11 protein-coding genes and 1 other RNA gene are annotated in these 13,513 nt (G+C 47.6%); all 12 read right to left on the reverse strand.

Features of this window, described 5'->3' with window-relative positions; all coding sequences use genetic code 11:
- Window positions 1–3: 3 nt before the first annotated feature.
- The 12 genes from mraY to D9A03_RS09500 all read right to left on the reverse strand — a co-directional run bounded on the left by mraY (window position 4) and on the right by D9A03_RS09500 (window position 13,504).
- Window positions 4–1,092 (reverse strand): phospho-N-acetylmuramoyl-pentapeptide-transferase, encoded by a 1,089-nt coding sequence (gene mraY, locus D9A03_RS09445; protein ID WP_120496950.1) that lies wholly within the window; start codon window positions 1,090–1,092, stop codon window positions 4–6.
- The gene (gene murF / locus D9A03_RS09450; RefSeq protein ID WP_254055011.1) at window positions 1,092–2,513 is read right to left on the reverse strand and encodes a UDP-N-acetylmuramoyl-tripeptide--D-alanyl-D-alanine ligase; all 1,422 of its coding nucleotides are present in this window, start codon (window positions 2,511–2,513) and stop codon (window positions 1,092–1,094) included. The genes mraY and murF overlap by 1 nt, the downstream gene beginning before the upstream one ends.
- On the reverse strand, window positions 2,506–4,008 hold the full coding sequence (locus tag D9A03_RS09455) for a UDP-N-acetylmuramoyl-L-alanyl-D-glutamate--2,6-diaminopimelate ligase (protein ID WP_254055012.1): 1,503 nt from the start codon (window positions 4,006–4,008) through the stop codon (window positions 2,506–2,508). Before D9A03_RS09455 ends, murF begins: the two co-directional genes overlap by 8 nt.
- A 4-nt stretch (window positions 4,009–4,012) precedes the next feature.
- The gene (locus tag D9A03_RS09460; RefSeq protein WP_120496953.1) at window positions 4,013–5,779 is read right to left on the reverse strand and encodes a penicillin-binding protein 2; all 1,767 of its coding nucleotides are present in this window, start codon (window positions 5,777–5,779) and stop codon (window positions 4,013–4,015) included.
- Entirely contained in the window at window positions 5,776–6,126 is a 351-nt protein-coding gene (locus D9A03_RS09465) for a hypothetical protein (protein ID WP_120496954.1), read from the reverse strand. The genes D9A03_RS09460 and D9A03_RS09465 overlap by 4 nt, the downstream gene beginning before the upstream one ends.
- Complete coding sequence (gene rsmH, locus D9A03_RS09470) at window positions 6,123–7,199, reverse strand: 16S rRNA (cytosine(1402)-N(4))-methyltransferase RsmH (RefSeq protein ID WP_120496955.1); 1,077 nt, start codon at window positions 7,197–7,199, stop codon at window positions 6,123–6,125. The genes D9A03_RS09465 and rsmH overlap by 4 nt, the downstream gene beginning before the upstream one ends.
- Window positions 7,196–7,663, reverse strand: a complete 468-nt coding sequence (locus tag D9A03_RS09475; protein ID WP_120497651.1) for a division/cell wall cluster transcriptional repressor MraZ — start codon at window positions 7,661–7,663, stop codon at window positions 7,196–7,198. Before D9A03_RS09475 ends, rsmH begins: the two co-directional genes overlap by 4 nt.
- Before the next feature lie 368 nt (window positions 7,664–8,031).
- Window positions 8,032–8,472: RNase P RNA component class A (gene rnpB, locus D9A03_RS09480), an RNA gene on the reverse strand.
- 19 nt (window positions 8,473–8,491) lie between these two features.
- A complete protein-coding gene (locus D9A03_RS09485; protein WP_254055013.1) occupies window positions 8,492–9,205 on the reverse strand; it encodes an N-acetylmuramoyl-L-alanine amidase in 714 nt (237 codons plus the stop codon).
- On the reverse strand, window positions 9,202–10,200 hold the full coding sequence (gene gcvA, locus D9A03_RS09490) for a transcriptional regulator GcvA (RefSeq protein WP_162938066.1): 999 nt from the start codon (window positions 10,198–10,200) through the stop codon (window positions 9,202–9,204). Before gcvA ends, D9A03_RS09485 begins: the two co-directional genes overlap by 4 nt.
- Window positions 10,201–10,491: 291 nt before the next feature.
- Window positions 10,492–11,592, reverse strand: a complete 1,101-nt coding sequence (locus D9A03_RS09495) for an NAD(P)/FAD-dependent oxidoreductase (RefSeq protein WP_120496957.1) — start codon at window positions 11,590–11,592, stop codon at window positions 10,492–10,494.
- 52 nt (window positions 11,593–11,644) lie between these two features.
- Window positions 11,645–13,504, reverse strand: a complete 1,860-nt coding sequence (locus tag D9A03_RS09500; RefSeq protein ID WP_120496958.1) for an ATP-binding cassette domain-containing protein — start codon at window positions 13,502–13,504, stop codon at window positions 11,645–11,647.
- Window positions 13,505–13,513 lie beyond the last annotated feature (9 nt).

Raw genomic sequence — 13,513 nt, forward strand, 5'->3', positions numbered from 1 at the left:
TTCTTATCTAAGTTTCAATGTGGCTAGACCAATGAGGGCAAGGATCATAGAGATAATCCAAAAGCGAATAACAACCGTTGGTTCTGCCCACCCTTTCTTTTCAAAGTGATGATGCAGAGGAGCCATTCGGAAAACGCGTTTCCCTGTCGTTTTGAATGAGGCGACTTGAACGATTACCGAAACCGTTTCAAGAACAAAGAGGCCACCGATTATTGAAAGAACAATTTCGTGCTTGGTGATGACAGCAATAGTACCCAAGGCACCGCCCATGCTTAGGGATCCGGTATCGCCCATAAAGACCATTGCGGGCGGAGCATTGAACCAAAGGAACCCAAGGCAAGCGCCGACAAGAGCACCACAGAAGACTGTCAGCTCACCTGTACCCGGTATATAGGAAATCTGCAGGTACTCAGAAAAAATGGTATTACCGACAAGGTATGAGATCAGGCCGAAGCAGGCTCCGGCGATCATGACGGGAACGGTTGCCAATCCATCAAGTCCGTCCGTCAGGTTAACTGCATTTGATGCGCCAACCATAACAAAGACGGCAAACGGAACATAGAAAAGACCAAGGTTCAGCATAAGTTCCTTGAAGAAAGGGATCGCCAGATGAGTTCCCATTTCAGAGGGGCTGACAGCCATTGTGCCCGTAGCAGCAAGAACAGATATCAGGACTTGGGCAAGTAATTTGGCTTTGCCCGGAAGTCCTTTGGTATTACGTTGTGTTAGCTTGAGGTAATCATCCCCAAAACCAATAAGGCCAAAGCCAATGGTCACAAGCAGAATAATCCAGATAAAAGGATTGCTAAGATTTGCCCAAAGCAAGGTGGAGATCGACAGGGCGAGCAGTATCAGTGCGCCTCCCATAGTCGGGGTTCCTTTTTTGGTCAAGAGATGGCTTTCCGGCCCATCATCTCTGATCGGTTGACCTTCACCTTGCTTGTCTTTAAGCCAGCGAATGATTTTGGGGCCAAAGATAAAGGAGATGAGCAGGGCGGTCAGAACGGCACCACCGCTTCTGAAGGTAATGTATCGGAAAACATTGAACAGGGAATAGTTATCAAACAGTGGAAAGAATATTTCATACAACATTACTCGTTTCCTCCATCATTTTGTACGGATAGAGATTTCAGAGCTTCTATAATCACGGACATCTTGCTTCCCAATGATCCTTTGACTGATACAATGTCATCGGCCTGAAGTTCCGTGGCCAGAACGACGGCTAATTCTTGTGAACTTTCTGTGTGAACACCGCGTAACCTCGCGGGCAGGGCTTCGTGTAAGGATTTCATGTATTGCCCGCAAGTAAACACGAGATTTATATTGGCATCGTTAAGGGGAGCGGCGAGATCTGCGTGTATTTTCCTTGCTTCTTTACCAAGCTCCAACATGTCACCCAGAACTGCTATCCTGCGTCCTGTGTTATCGGGGACGGAATTTGCCAGGACATTTATGCTGGCGCGAACGGATGCCGGGTTTGCATTGTAGCTGTCGTCGATGAGTTCGAAATGTTTGCCGTTTGCGAGGGCCTGTACGGATTTTTCGCCACGCCCGGGTAGTCCGTGTATGGTGCTTAAATCGGCTGCCGCTTTCTCTACATCTGCACCAACGGCGTCAATTGCGGCAAGGGCGGCTAGGCTATTTAAAATCCAGTGAAATCCGGGATTGGAAATTGTGTAATCAACAATCTTGCCGCAAATATCTGCCTGAACCCGACTGTATTCAGCAAAAAGCTCGTATCCGATCAGGCGAGCCTGCGCTTTGGGATGCTCCCCAAAACTGATAATATTTGTAATGCTGTTTATTTTTGCGCGTTCAGCCATGAAGTCAAAAAGCGGATGATCGCGATTTAGTATTGCGATACCGTCTGAAGACATGGCTTCGAATATTTCACACTTTGCCTCTGCAATTTCTTCAAGTGATTTAAAAAATTCAAAGTGTGCAGCTTCGATAGTGCTGATGATGGCAACGTCGGGGCGTACCAGCTTGGTTAACTCGCGAATTTCCCCGCTACTGCTCATGCCTATTTCATTGACAGCATAGACAGCGTTGCGTTGCATCCTTGCCAGACTGAGCGGAACACCCCAATGATTATTGAAGCTTGCTGCGCTGGCTGCGGTTTCGGCCTGTTGGCTGAGACAGTGACGTAATATTTCTTTGATTGTTGTTTTGCCGACGGAACCTGTTACGCCGATGAATTTAGCAGGGCTGCTGGCACGAGCTGCCGCCCCAAATCGGTTGAGGGCGCCGAGTGTATCATCGACGATCAGGAGAGGAGCATCATCAGGCAGGCGTTCGGGTCGACGTTGAACGACTGCTGCGGATGCGCCTTCTTCAAAGGCCTTGGCGACATAATCGTGTCCATCAAAGTTTGGACCTTGCAGTGCAAAAAACAAGTCGCCTTTTTCCAGGCTTCTGGTGTTCAGAGACAGGCCTGTTGCTTGCCAGTCATGTGTATTCTCGCCACCTGTTGCATTTGCTGCTTCTGCGGCCGTCCACAAAACTTCACGCACGATCTGGATCTCCTGTATCCTGGGCTGTATTCCGGTTTTCTAGCGTATGCTCTATTGCTTCTTTGGCAACAATGCGATCATCAAAGGGAAGAACTTTATCACCGACAATTTGGCCGCTTTCATGACCTTTTCCGGCAATAATAAGGAGATCTCCGTCACTTAGGTCTGAAACGGCTCTAAAAATGGCTTTTTTACGATCATCAATCTCAATCGCATTTGGGGCAGCAGCCATTGCCTGTGCGCGGATAGTCGCGGGGTCTTCCGTTCTGGGGTTGTCGTCTGTAATGTAAGCTTGATCTGCCAACTTATCAGCAATGCGACCCATTAGAGGGCGTTTCCCCGGATCGCGGTCACCACCACAACCTATAATAATAGAAAGTTTACCCGATGTGTGCGGGCGCAGTGCCTGAATAATGATTTCAACAGCATTAGGAGTATGGGCATAGTCAACATAAACTGCGCCGCCTTTTGCCGTTTTGCCAATTTTTTCGGCGCGCCCAGGAACACCTTCCAAAGAAGGTAAGATTGCAAGGATTTCTTTAAGATCTGCACCATCCGCAAGCGTGAGGCCAACTGCTGCCATAATATTGGAAGCCTGAAAACTGCCTGTCACAGGCAGTGTAACTTCATGGAGTTCCCCGAAAAGGCACAAGGTCAGATCTTGCCCTTCTGTTGTTGGGTTTTGTTTTATGATTTGCAGATCGCTGGTGGTGTGACCATAGCTGATAATTTGGTGATTTTTTCCAGCGCAAATTTTGGCAATTTTCCTATACTCTGGCATATCTGCATTGAGAACAGCAGTTGCGCCCGCAGGGAGTAAGTCGCGGAATAATCTTAGCTTGGCGTCCAGATAGCTGACCATATCCGGGTGGTAGTCGAGATGATCTTGGGAAAGATTACTAAAAGCGGCTGCTTTCAAACGAAGGCCGTCAAGACGGTATTGATCCAATCCGTGACTGGATGCTTCAAGAGCCAAATGGCTATAGCCGAGGGTAGCCAGATCTTTGAGGCTATTAAAAAGTCCAATAGAGTCAGGTGTTGTTAAGGCCGCCGGTGCATTTGGAATCGGTGGGTAAATACCAAGGGTTCCAAGGCTGGCAGCTTTATGCCCAAGAGCTCCCCAAATTTGTCGTGTGAAAGTCGCAATTGATGTTTTGCCATTTGTGCCTGTAATCGCAACCAGTGTTTGTGGTTGTTCCTCGCTAAAAGCAGCTGCCAGTAATGATATCGTCTGTCGTGGGTTATCACTTTTCAGAACAGCAACTTTGGCTTCGTATGCAGAGGTGTCTTTGTCGGATGCTACAAGAATAGTGGTTGCGCCGGAAGCCAGAGCCTGCGGAATAAAGTCAAAGCCATCGGGGCCGCCTTCAACTGCTGAAGGCAGAGCAGCAAAAAGGTAACCTGTTTCTATTCTTCTACTATCAAGAGACAATCCTGTTATTTCCCTGTTGTCATCACTGTTTGAGGGACGAAGTTCTTCAGGTATTTTTGACAACAGTTTATCTAGCCGCAACCTTACGTCCTTCCATGCGGGCTTTTGCCTTTTTCAAAATCGTATTTCCTACAGTATCGGCATCTTCAATATACGCGGGCTCAATACCCATTAGTGGCGCCATTCTCTCTACAACACGTTTGACAACGGGGGCTGCGACCCAACCACCTGTTGCAAATCCATATGTTTTCTTGGTGCCTTTGGGTTCATCGACCATGACATAAACAACATAGCGTGGATTGTTCATCGGGAAGGCCGCAACAAACGAGGAAACGCGTGAATTTTTTACGTAACGCCCGCCTCTTAATTTGTCAGCAGTACCTGTTTTTCCTCCGACGAGATACCCCTTGGCATTGGCGTTTTTACCTGAACCGTGCAAAACAACAAGTCTCATTAAATCACGCATATAATCAGACGTTTTTTCGTTTAGAATACGACGCCCAAGAGGAACGTCATCTTCTGCGCGTTTAATGAAAGTAGCAGGCTTTAATGTGCCGCCGTTCACAAGGCTGGAGATGGCAGAGCTCAGTTGTAATGGGCTTACGGCAATACCGTGGCCGTAAGAGATGGTCATGGTATTGATTTCACGCCATGGTGAGGGAACAAGTGGGGTGCCAACTTCATTTATTTCAACGGATGCCGGACGTAGTAAACCAAAGTTGGACAGATATTTGCGCTGGGCTTTTGTACCAACTTCCATTGCCATCTGAACGGTACCGATGTTGCTGGAATAAATAAGAATTTCCGGAACAGAGAGCCAACGTTTTAAAGGCTTGTAGTCATTGATCGTAAAGCGGGATACACGAATAGGCTGGCTGACATCATAACCATCATAGACCGAGGCAATACCTTCATCAAGCGCCATGGATGATGTGAGTAGTTTGAAAGTAGAACCCATTTCATAAATACCGAGCGTCGCGCGGTTAAATCGTGAATCATCAGAGGCTGTTCCCGGGTTACTGGGGTCAAAACTGGGGAGTGACACTGAGGAGATGATTTCACCTGTGTGCACGTCCATGACAATGCCTGCGGCACCAATAGCACTGAACTCTTTCATCGAGCGTGCCATTTCTTCACGCAATATATGTTGGATACGCAGATCAAGGCTTAGTTGAATAGGTTCAGGATTTTCACGCAAGACACGGTCAAAAGAGCGCTCTATTCCGGCCAAACCTTTGTTATCAACATTTGTAAAGCCGATGACATGGGCACCAAGGTTACCATGGGGGTAAAACCGGCGCTGTTCTTGTTCAAATTCCAGACCGGGAATGCCCAGATTGTTAATCGCATGTTGCTGACGTGGTGTCAGATTGCGTTTTATCCAGATAAAGCCGCGGTTTGATGAAAGTTTTTTTAGCAACTTGTCTTGGGAAATTTCAGGCAAAACATCCGCCAGAACTCTGGCAGCGGCTTCCGGATTGGGAATTTTCCTTGGTTCGGCGTAAAGTGATGCAGTTGGAAGTGTTGTGGCTAAAACAATACCGTTACGATCAACAATATCGGCACGGGTTGTTTGAATCGGCGGAGCCTCGTCAATTTCCTGTACTGTTTTTGTGCTTGCTCTGGGGCCTTGTAAAAGAGTCAGGTCAACTAAACGAATAGAGATGACCATAAAGGCCATAGCCATCAAGGCACCAGATACAATCAACCTTGTTCGACCAACTTCGAGTGCTTGCCGCAATCGTCCATCCAGTGTGATGACTGACTTGGGCGTCTGAGGATTGTTTAAATTGGTTAAACGGCCTTGTTTGTTATCATCGCGCCAATCACTCATTCTGTCACCTCTGCGCTGGCAGGGGTTGCGGACCCTGGTAGTTTGATGCTTGTACCGGGCACTTGTTCCTGATCTTTGTAGGGAAGATCTGATAGGGTGACAATTTGCGCCGGATCCAATGGTTTTAGTTCCAGATACTGTGAAGACAAACGTGCCAAGCGCTCTGGACGATTAAGATAGCTCCACTCCGCCTGTAAAATGCGAATGGCTTCTTTATCCCGTTTAATTTGGGATTCAACCTGAGCCAACTGCCCTTCAAGGGCGTTTACTTCTTCTTTGATTTGAAAGAGCACAATCGCACAGGCGGCGCCAACAACGATCCAGATAGTGAGGCCAAGATTTTTCATGCGGCCCCCCCTTGTGTATAGGGCGCATCCGTGCGGATCGCTACCCGTAGCTTTGCGGAACGGGAACGAGGATTTTCGTTACATTCTTCCTCGCTGGGTGCGATGGCCTTTTTTGTCGGCAGAGTGAAGGGGGCTTTACGCAGAGCCGCGGGCTCGACCGTCGGAGAATGACGGGAGCCCTGCGGCGTCCCCCCACTGCGTTCGCGTAAAAAGTTTTTAACGATACGATCTTCCAGAGAATGGAACGAGACTATTGCCAGGCGTCCACCGGAATTCAGAAGTTGTTCTGCAGCTTCCAAACCACGTTCCAACTCACCCAGTTCGTCATTGACGAAGATGCGTAATGCTTGGAATGAACGGGTGGCGGGGTGGATCGATTTTCCATCTTTTCGCGGTTTTTGTCTTATAATGCGGCGAATGAGTTCCGCGAGCTGTAATGTCGTCTCAAAAGGCTTCTCGATCCGATCTGTAACAATTGCACGTGCAATCAGGCGAGATTTTTTTTCTTCTCCATATTTGTAGAGAATATCAGCAATCTCTTTTTCTTCGTAGGTATTAACGATGTGGGATGCTGGCGGACGTTGGTTTGAATTTGGTCCGTCCATGCGCATATCAAGTGGGCCATCTTCCTGAAAGGAGAAACCACGTTCTGCTTGATCAAGTTGCATAGAGGAAACGCCTAAATCCAGCGTGATGCCGTCAACTTTGTTTATGCCGGCCTGTTTCAGGAGCTTTTGCATATCACCAAAACAGCCGGAAAGTGTCGAGATTTTACCTGAAATGACTTCGGGTAATTTTTTCGCGCTTTCATGCGCGGTTGGGTCCCGATCAATACCAAAAACTTTACAATCTGCCTGTTGTGCAATCGCACAACTATAGCCACCGGCACCAAAGGTGCCATCGACAAAAATTTCGTTGTCCTGTGGGGTCAGGGCAGCGATGATTTCTGGCAACATGACTGAGTAATGACCATCTTGCTTGGCATTGAGATTAACCGCAGATGATGTTGATGCTTGATCGTGTGAGCAGAAAGCAGGTTGCGGGATAGCAAGCGGAGAAAGATGTGGGGTCATCCATTCTCTCCTTCTCTATCCAGTGTAATCGTCAGCTTTTTGGCTTTGGCGCGATCACGGGCTTCTTGTTTTTTCTCTTCCAGAGTTGCAGGATTCCAAACTTGAAACAGGTCTCCCTTTCCAACAAAGGCAGCGCGATCATCGATTTGGGCGTGTGCGATCAGTGCAGGAGGCAAAAGAATTCGCCCGTCGCCGTCAAATGAAAGCTGGTGAGAGTCTGCAAGTATAGCTGTAGCAAGATCATCGTGCTCGTCAGAGAAGAGATCGAGATTTGAACTCATGCTTTTGTGGAGGCGGCGCATGAAATCCATCCCAGCTGCTTCCAGGGCATTTGCACGATAGGAGCGGAAAATAACTATTCCCTGAAAAGGTTGATCAGCGAGCATTTGGCGAAAGGTAGCCGGAACCGATACGCGGCCCTTCTTGTCTACCTTGTTTTCAAATGTACCTATAAAAAAGGTCACTGATTTCGCCCCAAAATAAATTGACCGATATTGGTCTTTTAAGAACACACCCCTGTGTTCTTATCTCGCCCTGTTCCCGATTTGGTCTGAAATGGGTCGTTTCTGATCTCAAATGGGATATTATGGGATATCATGGGATTTGATGGGTGTCAATGGTTTCAGGTTGTGTCAAGGTATGGTTAAAACATAGTTAATTGCTTATTTTTTATGATAAATTTTATGCAAATATTCTGTGTGTTTGGGCGGTTTTTTGGTTTGATTTTGTTGATGAAACTGTTCTTGATCTTTAAATATGGGGATGATGTAGGTATGAGGTATTGACCTTGGTTTTTATGGATTGGGGTGGTCGGGGCAAAAAGTAGGAAAAATATGTCAGACGGTCATAAGCCGGGTTTTGTCGCTTGTCACAAAGCCGAAGCCCGTAACAACGGAAGGCTATTCATCTGGGATGCTCATTACTGAACACCTCTCGCAACTGACCCGGTCGACGATGCGGAAAAACACCTGATTCCTCAAAACAAGGTTTTGTGAACCTGCCGACCCTATTTAGTTTTGCTCCCGGTGGGGTTTACCGTGCCGCTTCCATTTCTGGCCGCGCGGTGTGCTCTTACCACACCCTTTCACCCTTACCTGCTTGTCACAATCCATAAAGGAATGCTGCCTACAGGCGGTTTGCTTTCTGTGGCACTTTCCCTAGGGTCGCCCCCGCCGGGCGTTACCCGGCACCGTATTCCCGTGGAGCCCGGACTTTCCTCCCTTTCCGGTTCAGGCAAGGCCTGCCAGAAAGAGCAGCCTGTCGGACCGTCTGACGCGCTACAGTTAGGGGGCTTATGGTCTGTCGTCAAGCTGTGAATAGAGATCTGCAAGAATTTGGCAGCATTCCTGATCAATTTTCCCATCCAGCTTGCTTGATCGAAAGTGCCTTTGGAAGGCAATGATGGCAGCTTTTGTTATTGGTCCCGTTGGGTTTTCAATATCAAGTCGATAACCGTATTTGCTCAATTTTAAAAGAAAGCCGTCTTTTGAAATGCTGTTATTCTCTGTTGTTTTGTCTGGGAAAAGGCCGATGCCTTGTTTTGCTAGAATCTCCCAATTAAATAGTTCTCCAGGATCTTCTTTGCGATCGGGTGCTACGTCTGAGTGGGCCAATACTCTTTGCGCTGGAATAGAGTGTCGTTCTAAAATTCCTTTGCTAAGGATTATTACTGCTTCCATTTGTGCGGCGGGAAAGGGGCGGTATCCCCACTCGTGACCGGGGTTGACGATTTCTATTCCTATAGAACAACTGTTGATGTCTGTCTCTCCGTTCCAGTATGCAAGCCCAGCATGCCATGCACGCTGTTCTTCCGGGACAAGCTTAAAAATCTCTCCATTCTCTTCGATAAGGTAATGGGCGCTTACTTGTGCTGCTCTATCACATAGGCGTTCAAGTGCCTCTTTGCCTGCTTTCATACCTGTGTAGTGAAGCAAAAGCATATCTATCTCAGATCCCTCTGGGCGAGGGCCAAAGTTCGGAGACTGGAAAGTAGTATTTATTTTCATAGAGGGCTTTCCGTTTCTGCCATCGGTGCTTTGTGTGGTTTCGCTTCAAGCTCTTTTAGGATTGGATTGTGGGCAATGATATCTTCGTTGACAGAGAGTAACCACTGTCTGAATTTCCGAAGGGCGGGCCTGTTGGCTTTGTTTTTCGGACTGACAATATGATATTGCCCGATAAGGGATACAAGATGAGGAAAAGGTATGACAAGTCGCCCGGCAGCCACATCGCTTTCGATCATCATAAGATCGCCTAGAGCGATCCCATGCCCCATTGCTGCAGCCTGAAGGGCGCTATCAGTGGTGTCAAAGGCTTCACCTTGATTTGGGTCTAGAGATGTCGTTTTTGCTTCTTTGCACCATTGTGCCCATTCCCTGTATTTGCTCTGAGGGGTTAATTGGCTCCCGTCTTTATGGGAACTGCCACAATGCAAGAGCATTGCTTCGTTAAGCGAATTAGGATCTTGAGGGTTAGAGAGCTTTTCCAAAGTTGTGGGGGCGCAAACGGGTGTCATCCATTCATTTGTAACGATGGTGTCGTGAAGGCCTGATTGCATACAGTGGCTATGCAATATTCCCGCGTCGAAATTTTCCCTGTCAAAATCGACAGGAAACCAGGCTGTGGTTAGTCTTATATTAATATCAGGTTCAAGCTGTTGAAATTGGGATAATCGGGGGATAAGCCATCTTACTGCAAAGGAAGGGAAGACTTTGATTGTAAGCTCTTCGGATGTTCCTGTGAGCTCTTCAGATATTTCGTGAACACGGTCAAATACATCACTTAAAACCGGAAGCAATTTTCTCCCGTTTTCAGTAAGGCTGAGGCCTCGGTGCTCTCGTTCGAACAGTTGAACTTGATAATAATCTTCCAGTGTTTTTATTTGGCGGCTTATTGCACCTTGCGTCACATTCAGTTCATCTGCTGCATCTGTAAAGCTTAACCTTCTGGCTGCGGTTTCAAATGCTTTGAGTGCATTAAGGGGAGGGAGCTGTCGGCGCATTTTTTTCCTATGAGAAAATCTCATTCCAGTATGACAAATACCAGTTTGAATAACAATAGCCATTAATCTTAACTATTGATCAGAATTGAAAATTCAGATTGTTGCTCGTTACTAAGGATTATTGCGATGAGAAAAATTCGACTGATACATCAGCTTTTGCAATACTTCTCCTTGAAAAAAGAGATGCAGAATTCTTATCGTTTGGGTGGCTTTACTTTTGGTGCCGAAAAGAGGCGTCGAGACTTCCTCGCAAAGCCTATTCTGCCTGATGCGAAGGCTGATGCTTTTTTCCTAGATGCCAAGCGTCAGAACTTTTTCGGCAATGGCCATAGACGCAGTCAATCCCGGAGATTCAATCCCAAAGAGGTTTATTAAGCCGGGAATACCGTGATTGTTTTTATCTTGAATGACAAAGTCCACGGCTGGAGCACCCGGTGCCTGAAGTTTCGGGCGTATGCCGGAATAATCAGGTGTTAAAGTATCATCTTTTAGGTTAGGCCAATAACGCCGGATCGCATCGTAAAATGGCTTGGACCTGTCAGGAGATACTTCGTAGTTAAGGCGTTCTACCCATTCCACATCCGGGCCAAATCTGATTTGGCCTTCCATGTCCAAGGTAACATGAACGCCTAAGCCAGCAACTTCTGGGACAGGATATATCAGGCTTGAAAAAGGTGCTTTACCATTGAGGCTAAAGTAATTGCCTTTTGCATAGAAGAGGTTGGGCACACAGTCTTTTGGAAAGTGAGTGAGGTTGCTTGCTAATCTCGGAGCATGGAGTCCCCCAGCATTGATGACTGTTTTTGCCCGAAGTGTCATCGGGCTTTCGCCGCCAGTATGTAGGATAATTCCTTGGTCGCTGACCTCGCCACCAGTAACAGGTGTATTAAAGGCAATCATACCGCCCCGGTTTTCCAGATCACCCTGAAAAGCCAGGATAAGATTGTGAACGTCAACAATTCCCGTGGATGGTGAGTAAAGGGCTTTGGTCGCGCGGAGTTCTGGTTCGCGATCTTTTATTTCTGATTGGGAAAGATAGTATAAATCATCAACGCCGTTTTTGTGTGCTCGTTGCCTGATGTCTTCCAGTGTTTTTTCTTCTGCGGATGTTGTTGCGACGATCAGTTTGCCGCAATTTTCATGGGGCACTGCGTGATTATTGCAATAGCTATAGAGCAGTTCTTTACCTTTGACGCAAAGTTCTGCCTTTAGGCTGTTTTGTGGATAGTAAATGCCTGCATGAATTACGCCACTGTTTCTGGCTGAGATCTCAGATCCGGGCATGGACTCTTTTTCAATGACGATAACTTCGCGTCCAGATAATGCCAGTGCACGAGCACAGGCCATACCAACAACGCCCGCGCCAATGACAACACAATCAACTTGTTCCATGCTTGCGTTTTAATCCTTAATCAACCTTGCTGCTAGGGAATGACCTGTGGCTCTACTGCTTCCCAGTTTTGAGGTTCTCTTGTTTTTCTTCCAGTTCCAACCAGCGTTCTTCCGCGGCTTCAAGTTCGCTTTGTGCTTTTTCAAGAAGTTTACTGGCTTCCTGAAAACGTTCCGGTTTTTTACTGTAGAGTTCCGGATCAGCCATTTCTGCCTGAAGCTTTTCAGATTGCTCGGTTAGTTTTTCGATTAAACCCGGTAATGAGTCGAGTTCCCGCTGTTCTTTGTATCCAAGCTTTGCAGAGGATTTTGCCCGTGGAGCATTTTCCTTTTTGGATGTTTTGGATTTTCCGGAAGCTTTTTCAGACGACGTGCCAGATACGTCATCTGCGTTATTGCTGAGCGCTTTCTGAGCACGATAATCACTATAGCCACCAGCGTATTCGATAACGGTGCCATCGCCTTCAACCGCATAAATGGCGGTTGCCAGCCGGTCGAGAAAATCACGATCATGACTTACCAGTAAAAGTGTGCCATCATATTCATCAAGCACCTCGACCAACAGATCAAGAGTATCCATGTCCAGATCATTTGTGGGCTCATCCAGGATCAGCAAGTTACTTGCCTGAGCAAACATACGGGCAAGCAACAGGCGGTTCTTTTCACCACCAGAGAGAGTGTAAACTGGTTGGCGAACCTGGCCTTCGTCGAACAGGAAGTCTTTCAAGTAACTGACAACATGCTTTTGTTGTCCCCGGACCATGATGGAATCACCGCCCCCTGGAGACATGGTTTCCCAAAGAGTACTGTTGGGGTCAAGATCTTCGCGTTTTTGATCAAAGTACAGCATGGTCAGATTTGTACCCAGATCGACTTTGCCGGTATCCGGTTCAATCTTTTCAACCAGCATTTTGACAAGGGTGGATTTTCCGGCACCATTGGGGCCAACAATACCAATACGATCACCGCGTTTGACCTTGGTACTGAAATCTTTAATGATTTCGCGGGTTCCACCGTCGGCCAGAGGATAAGATTTACTAATGTTTTCGGCAGTGATGACTTTATCCCCGCCAGTATCAAGCGTCTCTACCTGAAGCTTGGCGGTTCCCGGGCCTTTCATCCACTCTGCGCGCTTTTGCCGGAGGTCCTGTAAGTTCCGCAGGCGGCCCATGTTACGTTTCCGTCGCCCGGTCACGCCGCGTTGGAGCCAGTGCTCTTCTCGGACAATTTTTCGTTTGAGCCGATGGAGCTCCTGTTCCTCGTTCTCACGCATTTCTTCGGCCCAGGCTTCGTAATGCTCAAAACCTTTGCCAAGACGATGAATGGCGCCACGGTCAAGCCAAAATGTTTGGCGGGTAAGGTGATTGAGAAAAGCTCTGTCATGACTGATAACCATCAGGGCACCACGGAAGTTTTTCAGCTCTTCTTCCAGCCATTGTATTGTCGGTAGGTCGAGGTGGTTCGTTGGTTCATCCATCAAGAGGACTTCGGGATCGCTGATCAGCGCACGCGCCAATGCTGCACGACGGCCTTCGCCACCGGATAGGCCCGTTAATCGTCTGTCACCCGGAAGCTTGACGTGGTTGAGCATGGCATCGACGAGATAGTCCGCTTCGCTGACATCCGGACGCAATCCAGCTTTTACATGATCAAAGACAGTTTCATCCTGATTGAAGACAGGATCCTGCGGTAGATAGGCAACAGTTATGCCGGGTTGAAGGAAACGTTGCCCTTCGTCCAGTTCCTGTTGTCCTGCCATGATTTTCAAAAGCGTGGACTTGCCCGTACCGTTTCTGCCAACCAAACAGGCTTTTTCGCCGCGAGCCAAACCAAAGGTGAGATCATTAAAGAGCGTTTTTGTACCAAAACGCAATCCGGCGCTATTAAGAGCGACTAGATGAGAAGGAGGCGCCATTTTACTTTT

The sequence above is a fragment of the Kiloniella sp. EL199 genome (assembly GCF_900313065.1).
Lineage (GTDB): Bacteria > Pseudomonadota > Alphaproteobacteria > Kiloniellales > Kiloniellaceae > Kiloniella.

Excerpts from the sequence above, each read along its gene's own strand:
- mraY (WP_120496950.1), bottom strand. The coding sequence starts at position 1,092 with ATGTTGTATGAAATATTCTTTCCACTGTTTGATAACTATTCCCTGTTC.
- D9A03_RS09460 (WP_120496953.1), bottom strand. The coding sequence starts at position 5,779 with ATGAGTGATTGGCGCGATGATAACAAACAAGGCCGTTTAACCAATTTA.
- D9A03_RS09465 (WP_120496954.1), bottom strand. The coding sequence starts at position 6,126 with ATGAAAAATCTTGGCCTCACTATCTGGATCGTTGTTGGCGCCGCCTGT.
- rsmH (WP_120496955.1), bottom strand. The coding sequence starts at position 7,199 with ATGACCCCACATCTTTCTCCGCTTGCTATCCCGCAACCTGCTTTCTGC.
- D9A03_RS09485 (WP_254055013.1), bottom strand. The coding sequence starts at position 9,205 with ATGAAAATAAATACTACTTTCCAGTCTCCGAACTTTGGCCCTCGCCCA.
- gcvA (WP_162938066.1), bottom strand. The coding sequence starts at position 10,200 with ATGCGCCGACAGCTCCCTCCCCTTAATGCACTCAAAGCATTTGAAACC.
- D9A03_RS09495 (WP_120496957.1), bottom strand. The coding sequence starts at position 11,592 with ATGGAACAAGTTGATTGTGTTGTCATTGGCGCGGGCGTTGTTGGTATG.
- D9A03_RS09500 (WP_120496958.1), bottom strand. The coding sequence starts at position 13,504 with ATGGCGCCTCCTTCTCATCTAGTCGCTCTTAATAGCGCCGGATTGCGT.